21 protein-coding genes are annotated in these 25,066 nt (G+C 73.4%); 8 read left to right on the forward strand and 13 right to left on the reverse strand.

The window, feature by feature from the left end; genetic code table 11:
• On the reverse strand, positions 1-348 hold a 348-nt coding region (locus tag CS2_RS12310; RefSeq protein ID WP_169798648.1), incomplete at its 3' end, for an AfsR/SARP family transcriptional regulator.
• Positions 349-623: 275 nt separating this feature from the next.
• On the opposite strand from CS2_RS12310, the gene CS2_RS12315 reads away from it, so the two are divergent.
• Both CS2_RS12315 and CS2_RS12320 read left to right on the forward strand, forming a co-directional pair.
• A complete protein-coding gene (locus CS2_RS12315; RefSeq protein ID WP_070320211.1) occupies positions 624-2,480 on the forward strand; it encodes an AAA family ATPase in 1,857 nt (618 codons plus the stop codon).
• Positions 2,481-2,610: 130 nt separating this feature from the next.
• The gene (locus CS2_RS12320) at positions 2,611-2,832 is read left to right on the forward strand and encodes a hypothetical protein (RefSeq protein ID WP_062101110.1); all 222 of its coding nucleotides are present in this window, start codon (positions 2,611-2,613) and stop codon (positions 2,830-2,832) included.
• A 79-nt stretch (positions 2,833-2,911) separates the two neighbouring features.
• Here the strand turns inward: CS2_RS12320 and CS2_RS12325 are convergent, their stop codons facing one another.
• The 3 genes from CS2_RS12325 to CS2_RS12335 form a co-directional block, all read right to left on the reverse strand.
• A complete protein-coding gene (locus CS2_RS12325; protein WP_156442124.1) occupies positions 2,912-3,451 on the reverse strand; it encodes a trypsin-like serine peptidase in 540 nt (179 codons plus the stop codon).
• An 81-nt stretch (positions 3,452-3,532) separates the two neighbouring features.
• Complete coding sequence (locus CS2_RS12330) at positions 3,533-5,230, reverse strand: hypothetical protein (protein WP_070320213.1); 1,698 nt, start codon at positions 5,228-5,230, stop codon at positions 3,533-3,535.
• Between the two features lie 65 nt (positions 5,231-5,295).
• Positions 5,296-5,988: a response regulator transcription factor gene (locus tag CS2_RS12335; RefSeq protein WP_070320214.1), complete on the reverse strand. Its 693-nt coding sequence runs from the start codon at positions 5,986-5,988 to the stop codon at positions 5,296-5,298.
• A 418-nt stretch (positions 5,989-6,406) separates the two neighbouring features.
• Here CS2_RS12335 and nrdH point away from each other — a divergent pair, with 418 nt between their 5' ends.
• The 4 genes from nrdH to nrdF all read left to right on the forward strand — a co-directional run bounded on the left by nrdH (position 6,407) and on the right by nrdF (position 10,414).
• Positions 6,407-6,652 carry a glutaredoxin-like protein NrdH gene (gene nrdH / locus CS2_RS12340; protein ID WP_046529924.1) on the forward strand — a complete coding sequence of 82 codons (246 nt, stop codon included), beginning with the start codon at positions 6,407-6,409 and terminating at the stop codon, positions 6,650-6,652.
• 198 nt (positions 6,653-6,850) lie between these two features.
• On the forward strand, positions 6,851-7,267 hold the full coding sequence (nrdI, locus tag CS2_RS12345; protein WP_046529925.1) for a class Ib ribonucleoside-diphosphate reductase assembly flavoprotein NrdI: 417 nt from the start codon (positions 6,851-6,853) through the stop codon (positions 7,265-7,267).
• Positions 7,237-9,384, forward strand: coding sequence for a class 1b ribonucleoside-diphosphate reductase subunit alpha (nrdE, locus tag CS2_RS12350; RefSeq protein WP_070320215.1), 2,148 nt, complete (start codon positions 7,237-7,239; stop codon positions 9,382-9,384). The genes nrdI and nrdE overlap by 31 nt, the downstream gene beginning before the upstream one ends.
• 49 nt (positions 9,385-9,433) lie before the next feature.
• Positions 9,434-10,414 (forward strand): class 1b ribonucleoside-diphosphate reductase subunit beta, encoded by a 981-nt coding sequence (gene nrdF / locus CS2_RS12355; protein WP_046531059.1) that lies wholly within the window; start codon positions 9,434-9,436, stop codon positions 10,412-10,414.
• Positions 10,415-10,499: 85 nt separating this feature from the next.
• On the opposite strand, the gene CS2_RS12360 is transcribed toward nrdF, so the two are convergent.
• Positions 10,500-11,981: a VldE C-terminal domain-containing protein gene (locus tag CS2_RS12360; protein ID WP_070320216.1), complete on the reverse strand. Its 1,482-nt coding sequence runs from the start codon at positions 11,979-11,981 to the stop codon at positions 10,500-10,502.
• A gap of 428 nt (positions 11,982-12,409) precedes the next feature.
• Here CS2_RS12360 and CS2_RS19640 point away from each other — a divergent pair, with 428 nt between their 5' ends.
• Positions 12,410-12,541, forward strand: coding sequence for a hypothetical protein (locus CS2_RS19640; RefSeq protein WP_255430650.1), 132 nt, complete (start codon positions 12,410-12,412; stop codon positions 12,539-12,541).
• 423 nt (positions 12,542-12,964) lie between these two features.
• Here CS2_RS19640 and CS2_RS12365 read toward each other — a convergent pair whose 3' ends face one another.
• From CS2_RS12365 to CS2_RS12385, 5 genes are all read right to left on the reverse strand, one after another.
• Positions 12,965-13,978 carry an aminoglycoside phosphotransferase family protein gene (locus tag CS2_RS12365; protein ID WP_070320217.1) on the reverse strand — a complete coding sequence of 338 codons (1,014 nt, stop codon included), beginning with the start codon at positions 13,976-13,978 and terminating at the stop codon, positions 12,965-12,967.
• 94 nt (positions 13,979-14,072) lie between these two features.
• Positions 14,073-16,214, reverse strand: coding sequence for an RNA polymerase recycling motor ATPase HelR (gene helR, locus CS2_RS12370; RefSeq protein WP_070320218.1), 2,142 nt, complete (start codon positions 16,212-16,214; stop codon positions 14,073-14,075).
• A 198-nt stretch (positions 16,215-16,412) separates the two neighbouring features.
• Complete coding sequence (locus CS2_RS12375; RefSeq protein WP_082740192.1) at positions 16,413-16,784, reverse strand: carboxymuconolactone decarboxylase family protein; 372 nt, start codon at positions 16,782-16,784, stop codon at positions 16,413-16,415.
• A 185-nt stretch (positions 16,785-16,969) separates the two neighbouring features.
• Positions 16,970-18,790, reverse strand: a complete 1,821-nt coding sequence (locus tag CS2_RS12380; RefSeq protein ID WP_070320224.1) for a family 43 glycosylhydrolase — start codon at positions 18,788-18,790, stop codon at positions 16,970-16,972.
• Entirely contained in the window at positions 18,787-20,478 is a 1,692-nt protein-coding gene (locus CS2_RS12385; RefSeq protein ID WP_070320219.1) for a glycoside hydrolase family 27 protein, read from the reverse strand. Before CS2_RS12385 ends, CS2_RS12380 begins: the two co-directional genes overlap by 4 nt.
• A 376-nt stretch (positions 20,479-20,854) precedes the next feature.
• On the opposite strand from CS2_RS12385, the gene CS2_RS12390 reads away from it, so the two are divergent.
• Positions 20,855-22,816, forward strand: a complete 1,962-nt coding sequence (locus tag CS2_RS12390; RefSeq protein WP_070320220.1) for a right-handed parallel beta-helix repeat-containing protein — start codon at positions 20,855-20,857, stop codon at positions 22,814-22,816.
• Between the two features lie 133 nt (positions 22,817-22,949).
• Here the strand turns inward: CS2_RS12390 and CS2_RS12395 are convergent, their stop codons facing one another.
• The 3 genes from CS2_RS12395 to CS2_RS12405 all read right to left on the reverse strand — a co-directional run.
• Positions 22,950-23,750, reverse strand: a complete 801-nt coding sequence (locus CS2_RS12395) for an anti-sigma factor (RefSeq protein WP_233421171.1) — start codon at positions 23,748-23,750, stop codon at positions 22,950-22,952.
• A gap of 7 nt (positions 23,751-23,757) precedes the next feature.
• The gene (locus CS2_RS12400) at positions 23,758-24,324 is read right to left on the reverse strand and encodes an RNA polymerase sigma factor (protein WP_233421172.1); all 567 of its coding nucleotides are present in this window, start codon (positions 24,322-24,324) and stop codon (positions 23,758-23,760) included.
• Between the two features lie 62 nt (positions 24,325-24,386).
• Positions 24,387-25,066, reverse strand: a 680-nt coding sequence (locus CS2_RS12405; RefSeq protein ID WP_369691427.1) for a class F sortase, incomplete at its 5' end; no start/stop codon positions are given.

The following is a 25,066-nucleotide window of genomic DNA, read 5'->3' on the forward strand; positions in this document are numbered from 1 at the left end:
GGCGGCGGCCCGCGCGTCGTCGGGGCGCCCGGCGGCCAGCGCGGCGGCCGCGGCGGCCGCGAGGTCGTGCGCACGGGCGGTGTCGACCTCGAGGTCGTCGAGGGGCAGGCGGTACCCCCCGGTCGTGCCCTGCACGGGCAGCCCGGTGCGCCGCAGCCGTGACACGAGGGCCTGGACGGCACCCGTCGTGTCGGCCGGCGGGGCGTCGGGCCACACCGCGTCGACGAGCGCGGCGACGGACACGACGCGGCCCCGGGCGTCGAGCAGCTCGCGCAGGACCGCGCCCAGCCGCTCGCCGCGCACGGGCCGCCCGTCCACCGCGAGCTCGCCCAGCGTCGTGATCCGCACGCCCCCAGCATCCCGCACCGACGCCCCGCCCCGCCGCCCCGCCCCGCCCTTCCGCCGAGTGCGCCGGCACGCGCTCGAGCGCACCCGTTGCTCGTGGCGCACTCGACGGCGTCGGGGTGCACTCGGCGAGCGGGGGCCGGGTGCGCCACGTTGGGCCGGACGGGTGACAGCGGGCGTCACCCGTTGTCCGATTCGGACAATCCGGACGACGATGGGCTGACCACCGCGGCCGCGGCGGTCGCCCGCGCGGCCGTCGCCCGACGAAGGGGACGCCCGTGACCGACGCACCCGCGCCCGCCCGTCCGCTGGCCAGCCACGACATCGCGGTCGACCGCGAGCGCGTGCGGCGTCGTCGCGTGGTCCGCCTGTGCCTCGTCGTGCTCGCGCTCGAGGCGTACGTGGTGTGGGCCGCGGTGACCGGGCGGCCGCTCGTGGTGCTGCCGTCGGTCGACCCGATGGTCGTCGCGCCCGTGCTGTTCTTCGTCGCCCTCATCGCGCTGCTCGTCGGCACGCAGGTGGGGGCGGGGCGCTCGCCGCACGTCACGTACCGGCCCGAGCAGGTCGACGTGACGCTCGACGACGTGGTCGGCATCGACCCGATCGTCGACGACGTGCGCCGCTCGATCGACCTGTTCCAGACGCACCGGCGGTTCGCCGACCAGATGGGCGGCACGCCGCGCCGCGGCCTGCTGTTCGAGGGTCCGCCGGGGACGGGCAAGACGCTCACGGCCAAGGCGATGGCGGCCGAGGCGGGCGTGCCGTTCCTGTTCGTGTCCGCGACGAGCTTCCAGTCGATGTACTACGGCGCGACGGCCCGCAAGATCCGCACGTACTTCCGTGCGCTGCGCACCGCGGCCCGCAAGGAGGGCGGCGCGATCGGCTTCATCGAGGAGATCGACGCGATCGCGCTGCGCCGCGGCGGGCTGCTCGCGGCGGAGCCGACGGCCGCGTTCGTCGGGCTGCCGTCGCCGTCCGCGGTGCTCGCGGGGCAGGGCGCCGGGGTGGTGCGCAACGCGATGATCTCGGAGGGCACGGGCGGCGTCGTCAACGAGCTGCTGGTGCAGATGCAGTCGTTCGACGAGCCCGTGGGCGGCGACCGGCTGTACAACCGGCTCGTCGCGGCGGTGAACCTGCTGCTGCCCGCGCACCGGCAGCTCAAGCAGCGGCGCCCCACGCGTGCGCCGATCCTGCTGATCGCCGCGACCAACCGCGCCGACCACCTCGACCCGGCGCTGCTGCGCCCGGGCCGGTTCGACCGCCGTCTCACGTTCAACCCGCCGGACGCGCACGGGCGGCGTGCGCTCGTCGACCACTTCCTCGCGCGGCGCGCGCACCACGCCGAGCTCGACGAGCCCGCGACGCGGGACCGGCTCGCGGCCGCGACCAGCGGGTGGACGCCCGTGATGGTCGAGCACCTGCTCGACGAGGCGCTGGTCAACGCGCTGCGCCGCGGCGACGACGCGATGCGGTACGTCGACGTCGAGCAGGCGCGCATCACCGAGCTCGTCGGCATCGGCCACCCCGTGACGTACACGCGGACCGAGCGGACGCTCATCGCGACGCACGAGGCGGGTCACGCGGTGACCGCGTGGCTGGTCGCGCCCAACCGCACGCTCGAGGTGCTGACGATCGTCAAGCGCGGCTCGGCGCTGGGGCTGCTCGCGCACGGCGACTGCGAGGAGGTCTACACGCACACGAGCGGCGACCTGCGCGCGCTCGTGCAGATCGCGATGGGCGGCTGGGTCGCCGAGGAGCTGTTCTTCGGCCAGACGACGACGGGCCCGGCCTCCGACCTCGCGGCGGCGACCCGCACGGCCGCGCAGATGGTCGGTGCGGCGGGCATGGCGGGGTCGCTCGTGTCGTTCGCGGCGACGGACAAGGACCTGGTCTCGGCGGTGATCGCCGACCCGCGGGCGCGCGTGCAGCTCGAGGACGTGCTGGACAGCGCGCGGGCGACCGTGCGGCGGCTGCTCGCGAGCAACCGGGACCTCGTCGAGGCGCTGCGCGACGCGCTGCTCGACCGGTACGAGCTCGTGGGTGAGGAGATCACGTCGGTGCTGGAGAAGGCGGTGGCGGAGCGGCCCGACGGCGCACGGCCCGAGCCGGCGGCGGAGCACCTGCGCATCGCCTGACGTCGGGCGGAGCCCGTGGTCAGCGGCTGCGGCGGGGCCCTTCGTCCCCGTCCGGCCATCCACATCGTGAGACGATGGTGAGGCCGGAGACCCCGGCCCGCATCGCCGTCGCACCCACAGGAGCGTCCTCGTGTCCGCCGTCACCTACCGCCGTCCCGCCGCCGCCCTCCCCGCCCGCGCCCGTCTGCGGCACCTCGTCGAGACCGTGCGCTGGGCCCCCGCCCCGTACTTCGAGGGCACCGCACGTCAGCGCCTCGGCTACGTCGCCTACGTGCTGGGCTCGATGCTCGCCTGGACGGCCGTGAGCCTCGGCGTGCTGGCGCTCGTCGGGCGCGCGCTCGCCGCGGTCTGACGGCCCGTCGCACGGCACGTGCCGGGCGCGCGACGAGGCGCACCCGGCACGTGCCCGCCCGCTGGGGGACGGACGGCTCTCAGGCGGGGAACGCGCGGTGGTAGAAGGCGCCGACCCACGCGGCGAACTCGGGCCCGACGTTCGTCCGCGCCTCCGGTGCCTCGCTCCAGCTCTGCAGGCCGTTGACGACGGGCGTCCCGGGCTCGAACCACGGGCTGCCGCTCGCGCCGCCCGTCATGTCGCCCTCCTTCGCGATCGTCGAGACCGCGTGCCACGGCACCCGCGCGCCGGCTGACGACCAGGGTCGTGCGCCGTCGAACGGGAACTGCGGGGTCGGCTGCGCCGGGTAGCCGACGTCGTCCCACGACCCCGCGACGGCGCCCCACCGCAGGGCGGCCCAGCCCACGACGTCGCCGACGCCGCGCCCCTGGCCGTCGGCGCGGACGAGCCCGACGCCGACGTCCCACGCGGGCACCTGCTGCGCCGCCCACGCGTCGGGCCAGCCCACCGCGTCGACGGCCCACGCCCCGAACGGGGCCTGCCCGTCCTGGTACGCGGGCACGAACACGATCTGCGTGGACCGGTGGCCGTCCATCAGCAGGCAGTGCGCGGCCGTCATGATCCCCGACGTGTGCACGACGAAGGCCGAGCCGGTGCGGGGCTGCCCGTCCTGCAGGAAGAAGAGCCGCCCGACCGTGCGCTACGGGAAGTCCTGCGGCTGCGCGACGGGCTGCGTCCGCGGCGCCCACAGGTCTCCCTGGGAGCCGGGTGTGCCGCCCGCGACCACGCCCGGGCCGCCGACCAGCGACCGTGAGCCCTCGTGCGTCGGCGGTGCCGGGAACGTCGGCTCCACGGGCACCGCCGCGGCCATCCGCTCGGGCGTCCAGTAGGCGACCGGGTCGTCGTCGACGGCGAGGACCTGCAGCGCGGGCGCCTGCGCGCCCGTGCCCACGTGCACGCCCGTGGCCGTCCAGGGGCCGGGCGGGTACTGGCTCGCGTCGACCGAGTACCAGGTGATCGACCAGTCGTAGCCGCGGTCGTAGTCGCTCTTGACGTACACGTCCCCGCCGCTGCGGCCGATGATCGTGTCGCTCACCTTGTGCCAGTCGCCGCCGGTGCCGTCCGACCAGTTGCACACGACGTCCCAGCCCACGAGCACGCGGGAGGAGTTGCGGTACGAGAACACGTGCTCGCGCCAGCCGATGTGCCAGTCCTGACGGACCCGGTCGGACTCGGCGGTGACGACGACGCCGGGCGCGGTGCCCTGCTGGAAGCCGTAGCCCCACCGCACCTGCCCCGTGTCGGCGTCGAAGTTCTGCCCGGCGGGCGGCTCGGTCTTGGCGGCGCTCATCACGCGCGAGTAGAACGCCTGCCGGTTCTGCACCTGGTGCAGCGAGTCGAGCAGCTCGAGCGTCTGCGCCGTCAGCTCCTCGATCTTCGGCACGTCGGTCGCCAGCGAGGCCTGGTTGGCCTCGACGGTCTTCTGGAGCTTGGCGTAGGTGTCCTCGACCGGCCTGCGGCCGAAGTCGGGGCACGTACGCACGTACGCGCGCGCGAGCCAGAACCGGCCGTACAGGTACCCGAGCTGCGCGAACACGTCGGGGCTGACGGGCACCTCGCCCGACAGCGACGGGTCGATCAGGCGATAGGCCATGAGGTAGCTCTCGAGCGGTTCGTACGCGAGCGAGGAGTTGAACCACGGCACGAGCACCGACACGACCGACGCGGCCGTCCAGCCGGACGCGGGCGGGTCGGGGATGACGCTCGAGACGCCCTGCGCGCGGATCCGGACGCTCACGCTCGCGCTGCTCTCCTTGGCGATCCGCTCGAAGCTCGAGCTGCCCTCGGCGCTCAGCACCTGCGGGACGTCGGCCGCGAGCGAGGCCGAGAACTTGGTGCGCTGCTCGCTGCTGGTGAACCGGCACTGGTAGACGACGTACAGCGACGAGCCGCCGCGGTAGCCGGCGACGAAGTAGTCGCCGTACTTCGTCCGGAAGTCCTCGCCCGGCGTGAGCGCGAGCTCGTAGGACGGTGCGAGCGCGTAGCGGCTCTCCTGCACGGCGACCCGCGCGACGAGCGTCACGGCGAGGTCGGACACCGCGATCTCCTCGAGGTACGACGTGCTGCCGGACACCGTGACGCCCTCGAGGTTGTACGACGCCTTGAGCGAGGCGCTGATGAGGCTCTGCACGTCGCTCTCGGACTGCACGAACGAGTACTCGTACTCGGGCTGCAGCGACGGGCTCGGGGTGACGGTGAACGGCTTGACCGCGGTCGCGCGCAGCTGGCCCGTGACGGCGTCGACGCCCGCGCCGAGCGTCAGGTGCGGCTGCCAGGGCTGCCCGACCACGGTGGTGTCGAGCAGCGTCGTGAGCGTGTCGCTGGATGTCTGTCTCATGGTGCGCCCCCTCGTGAGGCCCGGGCGTCGTCGCCGCGGGCGGTGGCCGGAACGTCCGGTCCCTCTCACTGTGGGCCACCGCGGCGCGCCGCGGCCTCACCAGGATTGGTGAGGTCCGGGTCGGTGAAGTCGGGTGCGGTCCCGGCGACGTCCCGCGCCGACCGGTGCGCGACGGCGACCGCCTCGAGCTGCGAGCGTGCGCCGAGCTTGCCGAGGATCGCGCGGATGTGGCTGCGGACCGTGTTCATCGACAGGTGCCGCAGCGCGCCGATCCGGTCCGGCCCGACGCCGGCGACGAGGAGCGTGAGCACGGCCCGCTCGGTGGCGGTCAGGCGCGCGAGGCCGACCGCCTCGGCCTGCCGCCGCGCCAGTGCGGCGTCGACGAGCGCGGCGGGCGGTGCGTGGGGCGGGGGTCCCAGGCGACGTTCGATCGCCGGCACGAGCACGAGCAGGGGGACGTCCTGGTCGAGCACGCCGGCCCCGCGGCGCAGCAGGTCGCGCAGCTCGTGCGCGGACCGCGCCGACGCGACGACCACGCACGCGTGCAGCGCGAGGCGCGGCGGGACGTGGACGGTGGGGCGCCCGGTGTCGTCCTCGAGCAGCAGCACCACGCCCGTGCGCAGCAGCTCGCGGGTGGCGCGGGCCACCCGGACGTCGTGCACGTGCCAGCCGCGCTCGCTCAGCGCGGCGCTCACGGCCGCCCCGAGGGTCGCGCCCGGGGGCGCGACGACCGTCACGTCGCCCCCGCGCGCCCCCATGTCCGATGTCTGGCACAGGGCGACCGGCTCCGCAACGCTCCGTGCGTCCAGGTCGGGTGCCGCGCGCCCGAGGATGCGGACAACCCGGGCGCGGGCCCTGTGGACGGGGGTGGGGACGGCGCGGCGCGCCCTGTGCACGGACGTGTGGGCGACGGCTCCGGGCACCGCCCAGGCCGCGCATCGCTGCACGTCAGGGGCCGTCGGAGCCGTCCACAGGCGGGGGACGGGCGGGTCCCCAGGGTGAAGAACGACACACCTGTAACACAACACCTAGTGGTGGGTTGCGTTGTCAGACCCCAGGTGTAGTGTCTTCCCGGACGGCTCGCCCCGACTTGCTCGGGTGCCTCGACGGCACCCGCCCCCGGGTGTCTCGGCCGTCCAGGGGATACACGAACCACGAGCTCGGGGGAGCAGACGAATGACCATCACGGTGTACAGCAAGCCGGCCTGCGTGCAGTGCACGGCGACGTACCGCGCCCTCGACAAGCTCGGCCACGACTACACCGTGGTCGACATCTCCGAGGACGCCGACGCGCGCGACTACGTCATGTCGCTCGGCCACCTGCAGGCGCCGGTCGTCGTCGCCGGCGGTGAGAACTGGTCGGGCTACCGCCCCGACCGCATCAAGGCCCTGGCCGAGAAGCTGGCGACGCAGGTCGCCTGACCCACGGGCGGGCCGCGTCCCGCCCCGCACACGCCCCGGGTCGGCGCCGGCACCGACCGCTCCGACCCGGCGGGCACTCGAGAACACAGGCCGGCCGGCATCCACGGGTGCCGGTCGGTCTGCACCCGGCACCCGTGGCCGGGCCTCGGCATGCCCGGGGTCCGGTGCGGCACGCGACACGAGAGGGAGGGGTCGACCATGGCTGGCCTCGTCTACTTCTCCTCGGTCTCGGGCAACACCCACCGGTTCGTCCAGAAGCTCGGCCTGCCGGCGCAGCGCATCCCGCTGCGCGCGACCGACGAGCCCCTGCACGTGACCGAGCCGTACGTGCTCGTGCTGCCGACCTACGGCGGCGGCAACGAGGGCGGCGCGGTGCCCAAGCAGGTCATCCGGTTCCTCAACGACGAGACCAACCGGTCGCACGTCCGCGGCGTCATCGCCGCGGGGAACACGAACTTCAACGAGGCGTACTGCATCGCGGGCGACATCGTGGCGCTCAAGTGCCGCGTACCGCTGCTGTACCGCTTCGAGCTCATGGGAACCAACGAGGACGTCACGCGCGTGCGTGAGGGATTGGGGCAGTTTTGGCAGCGACGGTCGCAGATACCCGCGTAGAGCTGACGGGGCTGGACTACCACGCCCTGAACGCGATGCTCAACCTGTACGACGCCGACGGGAAGATCCAGTTCGACGCCGACCGGCAGGCCGCGCGCGAGTACTTCCTGCAGCACGTGAACCAGAACACGGTGTTCTTCCACGACCTCGACGAGAAGCTCGACTACCTCGTCGAGAACAAGTACTACGACCCGGCGGTGCTCGCGCAGTACGACCGCGCGTTCATCAAGTCGCTGTTCCAGTACGCGTACTCGAAGAAGTTCCGGTTCCAGACGTTCCTGGGCGCGTTCAAGTACTACACGTCGTACACGCTCAAGACGTTCGACGGCAAGCGGTACCTGGAGCGCTTCGAGGACCGCGTGTGCATGGTCGCGCTCGCGCTCGCCGAGGGCGACCAGGACTTCGCCATGAGCCTGGTCGACGAGATCGTGTCGGGGCGCTTCCAGCCCGCGACGCCCACGTTCCTCAACCTCGGCAAGGCGCAGCGCGGCGAGCCCGTGTCCTGCTTCCTGCTGCGCATCGAGGACAACATGGAGTCCATCGCGCGCGGCATCAACTCGGCGCTGCAGCTGTCGAAGCGCGGCGGCGGAGTGGCCCTGCTGCTGTCGAACATCCGCGAGCACGGCGCGCCCATCAAGCACATCGAGAACCAGAGCTCGGGCGTCATCCCCGTCATGAAGCTCCTCGAGGACTCGTTCAGCTACGCCAACCAGCTCGGCGCGCGCCAGGGCGCCGGCGCCGTGTACCTGCACGCGCACCACCCGGACATCTACCGGTTCCTCGACACCAAGCGCGAGAACGCGGACGAGAAGATCCGCATCAAGACGCTGTCGCTGGGCGTGGTCATCCCCGACATCACGTTCGAGCTCGCCAAGAAGAACGAGCCGATGTACCTCTTCTCGCCGTACGACGTCGAGCGCGTCTACGGTGTGCCGTTCGCCGACGTGAACGTTACCGAGAAGTACTACGAGATGGTCGACGACAAGCGCATCCGCAAGACGAAGATCAGCGCGCGCGAGTTCTTCCAGACCCTCGCCGAGATCCAGTTCGAGTCCGGGTACCCGTACGTCATGTTCGAGGACACGGTGAACCGGGCCAACCCGATCGAGGGCAAGATCACGCACTCGAACCTGTGCTCGGAGATCCTGCAGGTCTCGACGCCGTCGACGTTCAACGAGGACCTGTCGTACGCCGAGGTCGGCCGCGACATCTCCTGCAACCTCGGGTCGATGAACATCGCGCTGTCGATGGACTCGCCCGACCTGGGCAAGACCGTCGAGACCGCGATCCGCGCCCTGACGGCCGTCTCCGACCAGACGAGCATCGAGTCGGTGCCGTCGATCAAGAAGGCCAACGCCGGCGGGCACGCGATCGGCCTGGGGCAGATGAACCTGCACGGGTACCTGGCGCGCGAGCGGATCTTCTACGGCTCCGACGAGGGCCTCGACTTCACGAACATCTACTTCTACACGGTCGCGTACCACGCGATCCGTGCGTCGAACCTGCTCGCGCAGGAGCGCAAGGCGTCGTTCTACGGCTTCGAGCGCTCGACCTACGCGACGGGCGAGTACTTCACGAAGTACGTCGAGAAGGAGTGGAAGCCGCGCACCGAGCGCGTCGCCGCGCTGTTCGCCGACGCGGGCGTGCACATCCCCACGCAGGACGACTGGCGCGAGCTGGCCGCCCTGGTGGCCGAGCACGGCCTGTACAACCAGAACCTGCAGGCGGTCCCGCCGACCGGCTCGATCTCGTACATCAACCACTCGACGAGCTCGATCCACCCGATCGCGTCGAAGATCGAGATCCGCAAGGAGGGCAAGATCGGGCGCGTCTACTACCCGGCGCCCTTCATGACGAACGACAACCTGGAGTACTACCAGGACGCGTACGAGATCGGCTTCGAGAAGATCATCGACACGTACGCCGAGGCGACGCAGCACGTCGACCAGGGCCTGTCGCTCACGCTCTTCTTCAAGGACACCGCGACGACGCGTGACCTCAACCGCGCGCAGATCTACGCGTGGAAGAAGGGCATCAAGACCATCTACTACATCCGCCTGCGGCAGATGGCGCTCGAGGGCACCGAGGTCGAGGGCTGCGTCAGCTGCATGCTGTGACGCCTCGACACCGCGACGCCCTCCGACGAGACCAAGGACGAACGACATGATGAGCCCCACGGGCAAGCTGAAGCTGGTCGACCGCGTGTCGGCGATCAACTGGAACCGGCTCCAGGACGAGAAGGACCTCGAGGTCTGGGACCGCCTGGTCGGCAACTTCTGGCTGCCGGAGAAGGTGCCGGTCTCCAACGACATCCAGTCCTGGGCGACCCTCACGGACGCCGAGAAGCTGATGACGAGCCGCGTGTTCACCGGCCTCACGCTCCTGGACACCATCCAGGGCACGGTCGGTGCGGTCAGCCTCATCCCCGACGCGCTGACCCCGCACGAGGAGGCCGTCTACACGAACATCGCGTTCATGGAGTCGGTGCACGCCAAGTCGTACTCCTCGATCTTCTCGACGCTCATGTCGACCAAGGAGATCGACGAGGCTTTCCGCTGGTCGGAGGAGAACCCGAACCTGCAGCGCAAGGCCGAGATCGTCCTCAACTACTACCGGGGCGACGAGCCGCTCAAGCGCAAGGTCGCCTCGACGATGCTCGAGTCGTTCCTGTTCTACTCGGGCTTCTACGCGCCCATGTACTGGGCGTCGCGCGCCAAGCTCACCAACACGGCCGACCTGATCCGCCTCATCATCCGCGACGAGGCCGTGCACGGGTACTACATCGGCTACAAGTTCCAGAAGGGCCTCGAGCTGGTGTCCCCGGCCGAGCGGGCGGAGCTCAAGGACTACACGTTCGAGCTGCTCTTCGAGCTGTACGACAACGAGGTGGAGTACACGCAGGACCTCTACGACGAGCTCGGCCTCACCGAGGACGTCAAGAAGTTCCTGCGCTACAACGCCAACAAGGCCCTCATGAACCTCGGCTACGAGGCCCTGTTCCCGCGCGACGAGACGGACGTCAACCCGGCGATCCTCTCGGCGCTGAGCCCCAACGCCGACGAGAACCACGACTTCTTCTCCGGGTCGGGCTCGTCGTACGTCATCGGCAAGGCCGTCAACACCGAGGACGAGGACTGGGACTTCTGATCCCACGCGCCGGCAGGGGCCCGACGGCTGTCGGACCCCTGCCGGCGGCATGATGCCCGGCGGTGCGACACCGCTCCGGGCGGGGTCAGCTCAGATCGACGGCCGCTGACCCGCTCGTGACCGTGGTCCACTGGGCGCCGAGCGAGCCCTCCTTCACGACGAGGTTCCCGTTGGCCGTCACGACGCCGATGCGGTCGTTCGTGACCGACAGCGATGTCGTCGGCCCCGTGAGGACGGTCGTCCACTGGGCGCCCAGCGGGCCTTCCTTCACGATGACCTTGTCGGCCGTCCGGACGGCGACGCGTCCGCCGCCCAGCTCGGCGTCGATCGCCCCCGCCCCCAGCACCGTGGTCCAGCCGGCACCGAGCGAGCCCTCCTTGACGTGGACGGCCCCGTTCTTGCGGACGGCGAGCCGGTCGCCGTCGAGAACGAGCTCGTCGACGTTGCTCGAGACCGTCGTGAACATCGCACCCACCGGTCCCTCCTTCACCAGTGCGTCCCCGTTGACGAGCACACCGATGCGGTTGTCCGTGAGCTCGATCGCGGAGGCGCCCCCCGCGGCGACCGTCGTCCACGCGGCGTCGAAGGGTCCCTCCTTGATGCTGGCCTGACCCGTCGACCAGACGACTCCGATCCGGTCCTCGCCGAGCGCGATGTCGACGACTCCCGTGGCCACCTCCATCCAGGGCGCTCCGACCGGTCCGTCCTTCAGCAGCAGCCTCCCATCGCCGGTGAGGACTCCGACGCGGGTCGGCGTGGTGATCGCCTCGACCACCTCGACGCCGTCGATCAGGCGTGACCACCCCGCGTTCAGGGGCCCCTCCTTGAGGTCGACGTCACCCGTGCGCACCGCGAGCAGTCGCGACGGGAGCGCGGGTACGGGTGTCGTCTCAGCCACTCCGGTGGGGCTGTCACGGTGACCGTCCATCGCCGGCTGCCACCACGAGGTGGCGCGCTGCCCGCCCGCGTCGCTCAGCGAGATGTGCATGTGTCGCACGTGCCTGCAGTCGGCGGTGGAGTACTTCGCGAAGCAGCTCGCGGAGTCGTAGTTGCGCCACGTGCTCACGTTGGACGAGACGCGTCCACGGTCCGTCGCGTTGCTCGCGCTCCAGATCTTGTTGTCCCAGATGATGTACGAGATGCCCAGGCGTCGAAGGCGGACGTGGGCGTTGCCGCCGCCGTCCGACTCGAACAGCCAGTCCAGGACCTGCTGGCCTGCCGCAGAACCGGCGGGCGCGCTCCAGTCGATGGCGAGACCGCGGCTGTGGTCGCTGATGTACTGGTCGGTCGTGCACGAACGGATCGATGTGCTCGCGGGGATCACCGGGTAGGAGCGGCGCAGGATGTCCGCGAGGCCGGTCGTCCCGGGGCGCGTGACGGTCGCGCACGGCGCGCCGGACAGCGGGGCGTAGCCGTCGACGCCGCCGACGGACAGCGGCGACGCGGTCGCCGCCGTCGGCAGGACCAGCGCCAGCGCGGTCAGCGCGACCGCCAGCGCACGGCCGGCGACCGTCGCCCTGCTGGGCGAGCGAGGGGCCCCTCGCGACGTGACTCGATTCTCTGGCATGACGGAGCCTCCTGCGTGTGCGAGTAATGCTGACTCGATGAGCAGCGAGCGACCGGTGAATTCCTGTCGCAAGTGGTCCGAACCTAATGGAGGGATCCGTGCACGCGTGGGACCTGTGTCGCGAGGTCTTTTGGCAGAGATGTGCCGCGTCGTCCTGCTGGTTTTTCGGCCGGGCGACGCGTACCCGGTGGTTGCGTCTTCCCGCGCCGCCTCAAATCATGGGAATGCGCGGGGGCAAGGGGCAAAAGTCTGTCGTCGATGGGCGGTTCACGTGTCGGCCCTCGGTCGGTCTCGGCCGGAGGCGTGGCGGGTCGGGCGGCCGACGGGTGGGGTCAGGGGGGAGGTCTGCTCGTCCGCGTGCGGGACCCGGTGGGCGCTGGCAGCGTCAGGGCGACCAGACCATTCGACGACGCGATCGTGGAGGACGCATGAGCGAGCAGCACCCTGAGCCCGTCGACGGCACGCCGGACGTGCTCGAGCGACTCACCGACCCGGAACCCGAGCCCACCGACGGCGAGGACAGCCGCCCCGACGACGCGGGCGACGCAGTGGTTCCCTGAGGCGCAGGCGAAGGATCGGGTCAACGGCGACGCAGCCGATCCACATCCGCACGCCTCCGTCTAGGGTGGGGCCATGGCCACGGCGCGGAACCGGGACGTCGGGCGGAGTCCCCGGGCGGTGCGGCGCCCGGTCCTGGACTCTGGCAGGCCCGCCGAGGGGACGAGCCTTGGGCGACCAACCGCCGCCGCACTCGTGCCTCCTGCTTCAGATCGGCACCCGTGGGTGCGCGGGGCAGAGCTGGCGGCCATCACTCCGCTGACGGCCGACGCGGCACAGCGGCTGCACGAGGACCTCGCCGCGATCGACCAGGGCTCGGCGCCACCGTCCTGACGGCGAGCCTCGACGACTTCCTGCCGTTCGCGCACGTCGTCCAGGTCGCGGCGCCGGTCCGCCGTTGACGCGGCTGCGGCGGCCGGAGCGCGTCAGACCAGCGACGCCCGCAGCGTCTTCAGCTCGCGCTTGAGCTTCTTGCGCACGTACACCGCTGTCGCGACGGCCTCGGCGCCGCTGTAGCCGCGGGGTGCGGCCTCGATCGTCATGATCAGGTACAGGTAGGTGCGGTAGAGCGCGAGCCGCAGCCGCGCCCGGTCGTCGAGCACGAGCGGCTCGCCCGCGGCCTGCGCGTACCCGTCGAGGAAGTCGAAGTCCTTGGCGGGGTTCGCGAACAGCGCGGTCGACGCGAGCTCGGCCAACGGGTCGCCCCAGAACGCGCGCTCGCCGTCGATGAGCGCCTCGAGGCGCGCGGTGCCGCCCGACCGGGCGACGAACACGTTGCCCGCCCACAGGTCGAAGTGCGTGAGCACGGGCACCTCGACGGTGTCGAGCTCGGGCGCGGCCGCCGCGACCCGCTCTGACAGCCCGGCCGCCGAGCGCGGCAGGCGCACGCCGTACCGGTCGGCGTCGGCCAGCAGCGCGTCGACCATCGCCGCGAACGCGGCCGACCAGCGGTCGGCCGACAGCGCACCGTCGGGCCGGTCGTACCCGAACCGCGTGCCCGTGACCGTGCGCAGCCGCGCGACGGCACCGCCGAGCTCGCGCCGCACGGCGGCCGTCTGCTCGGGGCTCAGGTCGCGGCGCAGGTTGTGCAGCGGCGCCCCGTCGAGGTGCTGCAGCACCAGCACGTCGCGGTCCACGTGCCGGCGGGTCAGGTCGACGCCCAGCACCTGCGGCACCGGCACGACGCCCGCCGCGCGGCGGAAGAAGTCGACCTCCGCCGGCATGAGGTCCTGCTCGTACGTGAGCAGCGGCGTGCCCGCGGGCGGCGCGACCTTGACGACCGCGCGCGACCCGTCCGCCAGCGTGACCGCGTACGCGGCGTTGAACATGCCGTCGGTCAGCGACCGCACGTCCGCGACGGGTGACTCCGTGCCCAGGACCTCGCGCACGAGCGTCTCGAGGGTGGGGCGGTCGACCTCGACCTTGGTGGCGCTGCGCATCGGGGGGAGTCCTCGCGTCGGTCCTGGGCCGGGGGCCGGCCACGTGTCCTCGTCACCCTAGCCAGCGTCGCGGCCGCCCCCGGCACGCGGATGCTCACGCCGCACCCAGCACCACGAGCTCGGACGTCGCGCGCGTCATCGCGACGTACCGGTCGACCGTCGCCGCGACGTCGTCGCCCCACGCGCCCGGGTCGACGAGCACGACGAGGTCGAACTCCAGCCCCTTGGCGAGCGTCGGCGTGAGCGACCGCACGCGGTCCCGCTCGACGGTCGCGTCCGCCCCGATGACGCACGCGACGCCCGCGGCGTGCGCCGCGAGCCACGTGTCGAGCACGGCGTCGAGGTCCGCCACGGCCCCGTGCCGCACGGGCGCCCCGGTCGCGCGGATCGACGTGGGCACGTTCGCGTCCGGCACGGCCGCGCGGATCACGGGCTCGGCGGCGGCCATGACCTCGGCGGGCGTCCGGTAGTTGACCGTGAGCGTCGCGACGTCGACGTCCCGCAGGCCCACGCGCGTCAGCCGCTCGGCCCACGGCTCGACGAACCCCGCGCGCGCCTGCGCACGGTCGCCCACCACGGTGAACGACCGCGACGGGCACCGCGCGAGGAGCATCTGCCACTGCGCGTCGGTGAGCTCCTGCGCCTCGTCGACCACGACGTGCGCGAACGGCCCCGCGAGCCGGTCGGGCGCCGGCCGCTCGACCGTCTCGTGGTCGACCAGCGCGTCGCGCAGGTCGCCCTGCGCGAGCGACTTCATGAGTCCCAGCTCCGAGTCGTCGTTCGACGCGAGGTAGTCCACGACGTCCGCCATGTACTCACGGTCGGCGGCCTCCGCGGCGTCCCGCTCGCGCGCGCGGCGCGGTGCCTCGGGGTCGCCCACGCGGCGGCGCGCGGCGTCGAGCAGCGGCAGGTCGGCGTCGGTCCACGCGTGCGGGTCGTCGCGCTGCAGCGCGCGCACCTCGTCCGGGATCAGCCAGGGCGCGCACAGCTGCAGGTAGGCGGGCACCGACCACAGGTCGGCGACGACGTCCGGGCCGTCCAGCAGCGGCCAGTGCCGCCCGAACATGCGCGTCAGCTCGCGGTCCCGGGTCAGCGCGCGGCGCAGCTCGGCGGTCGGCACGTCGGCGTCGTGCCGCTCGATCACGAGCGTGGCGAGCGTCTCCCACACCTGGTCGCGTGCCTCGTCGTGCGGCGTGCCCGGCTCGACCGACGCGAACGCGTCCGCCCAGTCGGCGGCGGTCAGCACGACGTCCGCCCACGGGGTCTCGACCACCAGGTCGGTCGTCGGCGGGCGCTCCGAGAACGCGACGGCGGGCTCGACCGCGCCGACCATCGCGACGGTCGACTTCAGCGCCGCGACGCGCGGGTCCGGCTCGGGCCGCGCGTCCGCGCCCTCGGGCACGAGGTCCCGCAGCGTGCACGTCACCACGCCGTCCTCGCCGAGGCTCGGCAGCACGTCCGCCACGTAGTCGAGGTACGGCCGGTGCGGGCCGACCACGAGCACGCCGCCGCGCCGCGCGAGGTGCGGGTCGGCGTGCAGCAGATACGCCGCGCGGTGCAGCGCGACGACGGTCTTGCCGGTGCCCGGCCCGCCGTCGACCACGAGCGTGCCGCGCGCGTCGGCGCGGATCGCGGCGTCCTGGTCCGCCGCGATCGTCGTGAGCACGTCCCGCATGCGGTCCGAGCGGTCCTCGCCGAGGCTCGCGAGGAACGCCGACTGGTCGTCGGGCGCGACGCCGTCGGCGTGCGCGTCGGGCGTCAGCACCTCGTCCCAGTAGTCGACGACCCGCCCGCCCGACCACCGGTACCGGCGCCGGCTCACCAGCCCGAGGGGCTGCGCGACCGTCGCCGCGAAGAACGGCGCCGCGAGCGGCGAGCGCCAGTCCACGAGCAGGCGCGTGCCGTCGAGGTCGGTCAGGCCGATGCGGCCGACGTACGTGCGCGTGCCGTCGGCCGCGACCGTGCGCCCGAGGCAGACGTCGGGCCCGAACCGGCGCAGCAGCCGCACCCGCGCGGTGAGCCGGTGCACCTCCTGGTCGCGCTCGAGCGCGGCCGTGCCCGTGCGGGTCGGCGTGCGGCGCGCGGCGTCGAGGCGTGCGCGCGCGTCGGCGAGCTGCGCGCGCAGCGCGTCGGCCACCGCGGCGAGGTGCGCCGCGTCCTGCGCGACGAGCGCGGGGTCGGCCTTGGCGGACAGGGTCGCGGGCAGGGCGAAAGGGCTGGTCACGGGCGTGTTCACGGCATCGTCTCCGCAGGGTCGGCCGGTCCGCGCGCGGGTCGGTGCGCGGGCACGGGCGGACGATCCTGCGCCCTGCAGGGGGCCTTGCCGCAAGCCCCCCACCCGGACGTATGGTGGACGTGGCGGGGAGCTCGACGAGCACGGCACGGGTCGGTGCCGCAGCCGCCGATGGTGAGGTCCCGGGTGGGCGTGCCGGCCTCAGGCGGGCGAGGGCTCCGTCGCGCCGTCGCGTCCCGTCGTGCCGTCGGAGCCAGTCGTGTCGTCGCGCGCGGGGCACGCGGCGAGCACGGACGGCAGCGCCGACGTCACGCGGTTGCCCGCCGCGGGCAGCCCGACGAGCACGGCCGACAGCACCTCGTCCCGGCTTGCCCCGAGCTCGAGCGCGCGCCGCGTGTGGAAGTCCAGCCCCGAGTGCAGCCCCGTCGCCGCGAGCACCGCCAGGTAGGCGAGCTCCTGCGTGCGCTCGTCGAGCGCGCTCGCGTCGCCGAGCTCGCCGACCGCGCGCACCCACACGCCGAACTGCTCGGGGGTCTCGCGCGCGAACGCCTGGAAAGCCTCGGACACGCTCATGACGCCGTCCCTCCGTGGTGCCGGGCGGCGTGCTGCCGGCCCGCTGCACCGCGAACGTACGACCGGCCGCCCGCAGCGGCGGCGGACGTAGGTCCCCGGCGACCTGCCCGCGACCCGCGAGGCCGCCGGGAGGGCGGGTCGCGGCGCCACCGCCACGACCCGCCCGCGGAGTCACCCCGGCCGCCTCACGACGCGCGGCTCCACTGGAACGTCGCGGCCGACGTGCACGTGCGCTGCTCGAGCGCCGCGCCGTCCGCGGTCGACGCGCCGACGACGCCGACGCACCGGCCGCTCGCCCGGTTGACGAGCTGGTCGTACCCGTCGCCCGTCGACCGCCAGGAGAACTGCTGGTTGGTGCGGCCGTGGCACGTGTACTGGATGAGCCGCGCGCCGTCGGCGGTCGACGCGCCGGTCACGTCGAGGCACTTGCCGCTGTTCACGGACCGCAGCGACACGTACCCGCTGCCGGCGTCCACCACCTGCCAGCGCTGCCACGGCTGCTCGTTGCTCGCCCACTGGCCGACCACCGCGGCGTCGTCGCGGTTGGGCTGCTGCACGTCCATGACCTTGCCGCTCGCGCGGTTGACGACCCGCACGTCACCGGCCCCGGGCGTCGGAGTGGGGGTCGGGGTGGGCGTCGTGCCGCCGCCGCGCGTGAACTGCCAGCTCCCCACGTTGAACAGCTCGCCGCTGCCGCCCGCGAACCGCAGCACGAGGTCGCGCGTGCCGGTCGCGCCGCTGACGGGGCACGTGACGGTCGTCCACGTCTGCCACCCGCCCGTGCCGGGCACCGTGCACGTGCCCACCACCGGCCCCGACGCGCCGTCGAGCCGCACCTCGATGCGTCCGCCGCTCGTGGCCGACGCGACGCGTGCGCTGAACGACGCCGCGCCGGACCCGAACGCGACGCCCTTGACGCGCACCCAGTCGCCGTTCCCGATGAACGCGAGGTTGAGCCCGCCCTCGGTCGCGCGCTCGGTCTCGACGCCGCTCGCCCAGGCCATGGTCTCGGCCTGCTGCGTGACGTACGGGTCGAGGGGCTCGATCTGCGGCGGTCCCGCGGTGGTCATGTTCATGAGCGGGATCGACCCGTCGGCGCCGTACGTGAACTGCTCGACCGCGACGGACCGCGTGAACCCGCCACCGCCCGGCAGCGCGCCGTTGTGGTAGAAGAAGTACGACCTGCCCCGGTAGTCCACGACCGCCGGGTGGTTGGTGAAGCTGCCGCCCTGCCGCGGCATGACCGTGCCGCGGTACGTCCACGGGCCGGTCGGCCCGGGCGCCGTCGAGTAGCCGATGAACTCGCTGCAGCACTCGGCCGCGAACACGTTGTAGTAGGTGCCGTTGCGCTTGTAGACCCACGGCCCCTCCTCGTAGAGCGTGGGCCGGCTGGCGACGTTCCCCGGACGGGTGCCGAACCCGGCCGTCGTGAGCGGGATCCGGGTGCGGCTGCCGGAGTACGACACCATGTCGCGGTTGAGCTTGACGTACCAGAGGTTCGGGTTGCCCCAGTAGAGGTACGCCTGCCCGTCGTCGTCGATCATCACGGTCGGGTCGATCTCGCCGTTGCCGACCAGGGGCCGGCCGATCGCGTCCCGGAACGGCCCCGTCGGGCTGTCCGAGACGCCGACGCCGATGACCATGCCGCCGCCGCGCTGCTTGACCGGCACGTAGAAGAAGAACTTCCCGTCGCGCTCGACGACCTGGCCGGCCCACGCGTCGGCCTCGGCCCACGCGAACGTCGCCAGCCCCATGGGGGAGCCGTGGTCGGTCCAGTTCGCCATGTCGGTCGTCGAGAAGACGCGCCAGTCCTTCATCGTGAAGTACGTCGAGCCGTCCTCGTCGTGGCTCGTGTAGACGTACAGGCGCCCGTCGTGGACGAGCGGCGCGGGGTCGGCCGTGTACACGGTCTGGACGATCGGGTTGTCGGCCGCCGCCGGTGACGTGAGGGCCACGGGCAGCAGCAGCGCGACCGCGGCCAGCGCCGCGGCCCGCCAGCGCCTCATCGCCGGCTCCACACCTGGTTGGCCGCGCCGGTGCACGTCCACAGCAGCACGCCCGTGCCGTTGGCGGTGAGGTTCCGGTCGACGTCGAGGCACAGCCCCGACGCGACGCCGCGGATCGTGCCGTTCGCCTGCGTGGTCCACTGCTGGTTGGTGCCGCCGTGGCAGTCGTACAGCTGCACGGCCGTCCCCGCGGTCGCGCCCGTCGGGGCGTCGAGGCAGCGGCCGAGCACGCGCAGCGTCGCGCCGTCGGCCGTCCACCGCTGGTTGGTGCCGCCGTTGCAGTCCCAGATCACCGGGCGCGTGCCGTTGGCGGTCGCGCCGTTGGGGGCGTCGAGGCAGCGGCCCGACGCGGCGCTGACCAGGGTCGTCGTCGACGTGCCGGGCGACGTCGTGCCGGGCGTGACGCGGTAGAGCGCGACGCCGTGCGCGGGGACCGTCGCGGTGATCCGGTCGGACGTCTGGCCCGCCGCGCCGGTCCACAGCTCGCGGTAGGACGCGGTGCCCGCGCCCAGACCCGCCTCGGCGAGCGTCGCCGAGATCGAGCGCTGGCCGTTGCCGCGGTTGAGCAGCGCGACCGCCGCCGAGCCGTCGGCGAGCGGCTTGACCCACACCTCGGCGTCGCCGTCGTCGCGCACGCGGTCGGCCTGCCGCACGAGCGGGTCCTGGTCGATCGCGAGCACGTCGCGGTTGGTGAGGACCGAGCGCACGTCGGCGCTCATGTTCCGGATGTCGTTGCCGGCGATGAGCGGCGCCGAGAGCATCGCCCACATGCTCATGTGCGCGCGGTTCTCGGTGGCGTCGAGGCTGTTGCGCACGCCGACCATGAGCATGTCGGGGTCGTTGTACTGCCCCGGCTTCGTCCACTCGCGCATCGGCTCGATGATGTCGAGCGCCTCGGTGATGCCGACGAAGCACCACTGGTCCGACGGCGGGCAGCCGGTCGACCACGCGTCCTTGAGGTCCTCGGACGTGCGCCACATGTCGGCGAACGCGCCCCAGCCCGAGTAGGTCGGTGCGGTGTTGTCGTGCGCGCTGTTGGGGTTGATCGAGTAGACGATGGGCCGCCCGGTGGCCTTGAGCGCGTCGCCGAACTTCTTGAACAGCGCCGCCTGCTCCTGCACGGTGCCGCGCGGGTCGCACCAGTCGTGCTTGACGTAGTCGACGCCCCACGACGCGAACAGCTGCGCGTCGCGCGTCTCGTTGCCGTTGGACGAGGTGCCCGGGCGGTTGTTGAAGTACTGGTCGCACGTCTTCTCGCGCGGTGCGTGGTACAGGCCGAACTTCAGGCCCTTGGAGTGGATGTAGTCGCCGAGCGCCTTCATGCCGGACGGGAAGCGCGTGGTGTTGGGGCGCAGGTTGCCGTCGGGGCCGCGCGTGTCCTGCATCCAGCAGTCGTCGACCACGACGTACTGGTAGCCCGCGGCGGCCATGCCGGAGCTGACCATCGCGTCGGCCGCCTGACGGATCATCTGCTCGTTGATGTTGCAGTAGAACGTGTTCCACGAGTTCCACCCGAGCGGCGGCAGCGGGGCCGGCTCGTCGACGGTGGGGGCGGGTGCCGCGGCCACGGCGGCGGGTGCCGCGGCCGCGGGGGCGGGCGGGGCCGCGAGGCCCGCGAGGGGTGCCGCGAGCAGCGCGAGCGTGAGGGCGAGCGCGCGGGCGCGGGCGCGTGGGCGGGTGCGGGACACGGGCGTCTCCTGGGCGGACGGGGCCCGCGCGCGGGCCGGACCGACCCGGCGGACGTCGGTGTCCGTCGGGCGTCACGGCGGCGACGGGTGCCCGGGCTCCGTCGCCCGGGACGCCGCTCACCGACCGTGAACGTTCACAACCACGCCTGACGATGCTGCTCCGGCGGGGCGCCGTCGAGGGGTTGAAACGCTTCGAGCGGCGTCGGACGCGTGGCCGGCGGGGTGTGCGGGCAGCGCCGTGGCGGGCCGCGCGTGGGTGCCTGGGCCGGACGCGCCGCGCGGGTCCCGGGTCGCGCGGCGCGCGCGTCGCTACAGTGGTGAAGCGGTTCGCCGACGACCTCTGGGAAGTGGCCGTGCGCGCAGGTAGTGTCAGCGCATGGCAAACGTTCTCCACGTCTCCATCGACGGCTCCGACGACGCAGCCGGCACGCACGACGCGCCGCTGCGGACCATCGACCGCGCCGCGCAGCTCGCGCGGCCCGGCGACACGGTGACGGTCCACGCCGGCACGTACCGCGAGTGGGTCCGCCCGCGCCGCGGCGGCACCGGCGAGCACCGTCGCATCACCTACCAGGCCGCACCCGGCGAGCACGTGCGCATCACCGGCGCCGAGCAGGTCACCGGCTGGCAGCCGCTCGGCGGCGGCGTGTGGCGGGTCGAGATCCCGAACGCGCTGTTCGGCGACCTCAACCCGTTCGCCGTCGAGATCGACGGCGACTGGATCGTGCGCCCCGGGCGCGACGACCCCAAGCAGCACCTGGGCGCCGTCTACCTCGACGGCCGCCGCCTGCACGAGGTCGCGACGGCCGACGCCGTCGCGGACGCCCCGCGCCGCACCGAGCAGGTCGACGACTGGACCGGCACCGTCGTGCCCGTCCCGGACCCCGACTGGACGCCGCGCGTCTGGCACGCCGAGGTCGGCGCCGACGTCACGACCGTCACCGCGAGCTTCGGCGACGCCGACCCGAACGCGTCGCTCGTCGAGGTCAACGTGCGCCCCGCGGTGTTCTTCCCCGCCGACCACCACGTCGACTTCATCACCGTGCGCGGGTTCGAGCTGTGCCAGGCCGCGACGCAGTGGGCCCCGCCCACCGCGAACCAGCCCGGCCTCGTCGGCCCCAACTGGGCGCGCGGCTGGGTCATCGAGGACAACGACATCCACGACGCGACGTGCTCGGCGGTCTCGCTGGGCAAGGAGGCGTCCACGGGTGACAACTACGCGACCGACCGCGGCGACAAGCCCGGCTACCAGTACCAGCTCGAGTCCGTGTTCTCGGCGCGGCAGATCGGCTGGGACCGCGAGCACATCGGCTCGCACGTCGTGCGCAACAACCACATCCACCACTGCGGGCAGAACGCCGTGGTCGGGCACCTGGGCTGCGTGTTCTCGCGCATCGAGGGCAACCACATCCACGACATCGCGAACGGCCGCGCGTTCTACGGGCACGAGATCGCGGGCATCAAGCTGCACGCGCCCATCGACGTCGTCATCGCCGACAACCGCATCCACGACTGCTCGCTCGGCATCTGGCTCGACTGGCAGACGCAGGGCACGCGCATCACGCGCAACGTGCTGTGGCACAACAGCCGCGACCTGTTCGTCGAGGTCAGCCACGGCCCCTACGTCGTCGACCACAACGTGCTGACCTCGCCCGTCTCGGTCGAGAACCACAGCCAGGGCGGCGCGTACGTCAACAACCTGCTCGCGGGCACGGTCGGCCTCAAGCAGATGCTCGACCGTGCGACCCCGTACCACCGGCCGCACTCCACGCAGGTCGCGGGTTACGCGATCATCGTGTGCGGCGACGACCGCTGGGTCGGCAACGTGTTCGTCGGCGGCGACCTCGACGCCGCGTACTCCGACGAGTCCTGGGGTCGCATCGGCGCCGGTGCCGGCACGGTGGCCTACGACGGCTACCCGACGTCGCTCGAGCAGTACCTCACCGAGATGGGCGACCGCTGGGACGGCGACCACACGCGCTTCACGGGCCGCGTGCAGCCGTACCTCGCGCGCGGCAACGTGTACGCGGGCGGCACGCGCCCGGCCGACGTCGAGAGCGACGCGGTCGTGCTCGACGGGCCCGCGCGTCTCGAGGTCGTCACGTCGGGCGACGAGGTCTGGCTCGAGGTCGACGTGCCCGGCGCCGACGCCGCCGTGCTCGACGTCGTCACGGGCGCGGACCTGCCGCCCGTGCGGTTCGTGGGCGCCGAGTTCGAGGACCCGGACGGCTCGCCCGTCCGCCTCGGCACCGACCTCGAGGGCACCGAGGTCACCGGCCCCACGCCGGCCGGCCCGCTCGCGGGCGGTCTGAGCGGAGCGCGCGTCCGCGTGCTCTGACCGCCCCCACCCGCCCCGCCCCCCGGGGTGACGGTGCGGTCCGGCCGCCGCCGGACCGGCGGGAGTGCGACCCGGTCCCTCGATCCCGACCGGGTCGCACTCCCGTGCCCGGGCGTCCTCCGGCGCGGCGGCGTCAGACGTCGAGCGCGCCGCGGACCACCGAGACGCCCGAGTGCGCCGGGTCCCCGTCCAGCGGCTCGTCGCTCACGTCGACCACCGGGAACTGCGCGAGGTCCAGGTCCGCCGGCAGCGCGAACGTGCCGCTCGTGCCGTCGAGCGTGCCCAGGCTGACCAGCCCCGACACGTCGGGCTTGAGCAGCCAGACCTCGAGGTAGCCCTCGACGCCGGGCGCGTCGTCGAGGTCGACGACGAGCGAGCGCGTGCCGTCGGGCGCGGTGCGGACCTGCGCGCTGCCGGTCTCCGACCAGCCGGGCAGCGGCTCGAGCGTCGCGCTCGCGAGCACCGTCTCGGGTGCCGACGCGCGCCACCACATCGTCGCGCCGGCACCGCCCAGCACGAGGCCCGCGGCCGCCGCGACCGCGAGCCAGCGACCGCGCACGCCGCGCGAGCGCGGTCGCAGCGGGACGACGACGGCCGGGCTCCCGGCCGCGGCCGGTGCCGCGCCCGCGGGGGCGGTCGCACCGGAGCGCACGGCCGCGGTCGCACCCGCGTCCGCGGCGGCGTCGGCCGCACCCGCGTGCGCCGCCGCGTGCGCGCGCTCACCGAGCCCGAGCTCGGCCGCGACGCGGTGCCAGACGTCCGGTGCGGGCGCCACGAGCTCCGCGGCCGGGCCCGCCTCGCGGGCGAGGTCGGCCACGTCGCGCAGGTCCGCGAGCTCGTGCGCGCAGCGCTCGCACGCGGTCAGGTGGGCGGCGTCGTCGGGCGTGCCGGCCTGCTCGCCGAGCGCGAGGAGGGCGAGGGTCTCGTCGTCCACGTGCAGGTCATCGGACGGCACCATCCACCTCCCATCGCGTGCGCAGGCGTGCCAGGCTACGCCGCACGTGGCTCTTCACCGTGCCCAGCGGCAGGCCCAGCCGGGCGGCGATCTGGTCGTGCGTCAGGTCGTCGAAGAACGCGAGCCGCAGGATCGTGCCCTGCGGGTCGCCGAGCCCCGCGAGCGCGTCGGCGACCACCACGCGGTCCACGACGCGCTGGTCCACGCCGGGCGCCGGGGCGGGGTCGGCGTCGGCCGTGACCGCGGGCGTCTCGGCCAGCCGCCGGTCGCGCGCGCGGCGCTCGTGCGCGTCCGCCACCGCGTGCCGCGTGATGCCGACGAGCCACGCGGGCAGCCGTGCGCGGTCGGGGTCGAACCGGTGCCGGCCGCGCCACGCCTCGACGAACACCTGCTGCGTGACGTCCTCGGCCTCGGTGCGGTCGCCCAGCGAGCGCAGCGCGACCGTGTGCACGAGCGCCGACCAGCGGCGGTACGCCTCGCCGACGGCCGCCTCGTCGCCCGCGGCGAAGGCCCGCCCCACGGCGTCGACGTCGTCAGGCGCGGCGGTGGGCACGCTCACCCCGTCTCCCTCCGACGTCGCGGCGACGCCGGTCGGCCTCGCCTGCAGCACGACGCTCATCCACCCGGTGCGGGCACGGCGGTGACGGCGACGTTGTCGGCATAGTGCCCTACCTCGCGGTCGAACGCCCCTCCGCACGTCACGAGCACCAGGCGGGGCGACCCGGCGCGGTCGAACCACTGCTCGACCGGCGCGTCGCCCTTGGGCACCTGCGCGACGTCCTGCACGACGTACGCGTGCACCGTGCCGTCGGCCGTCGTGACCTCGACGCGCGCGCCGACCGCGACGTCCCGCAGCCGCGAGAACGGCCCGATGCCCGTGGTCCACGAGTCGACGTGCGCCGCGACGACCGTCGCACCCGCGGGGTCGGCGGGCGCGGGGCCGAACCGGTACCAGCCGGCGCGGTCGGCGTCGTCGGGGATCTCCATGGTGCCGTCGTCCTCGACCCCGACCGGGTCGACCGACATGTCGATCGCGAGGTCCGGCACCGCGACGCGCGTGGGCGCCGGGGCCTGGACCGGGGCGGGCTGCGCACCGAGCGCGGCGTCCTGCACCGGCACCGTCGGCCCGGGTGCCGGGGTCGGCTCGGGGGCCGGTGCCGGTGCGGAGACCGACGGGGTCGCGGCCGACGTCGCCGCCGCGCCCGCGTCGGCCGGGCCGCCGCACCCCGCCAGGACGGCGACCGTGACCAGCGCCGCCGCGTGCCGGGGGAGCACGCGGCGGCGCCGGGGGGCCG

The sequence above is a fragment of the Cellulomonas iranensis NBRC 101100 = JCM 18110 genome (genome assembly GCF_001552375.1).
Classification (GTDB): Bacteria; Actinomycetota; Actinomycetes; order Actinomycetales; family Cellulomonadaceae; genus Cellulomonas; species Cellulomonas iranensis.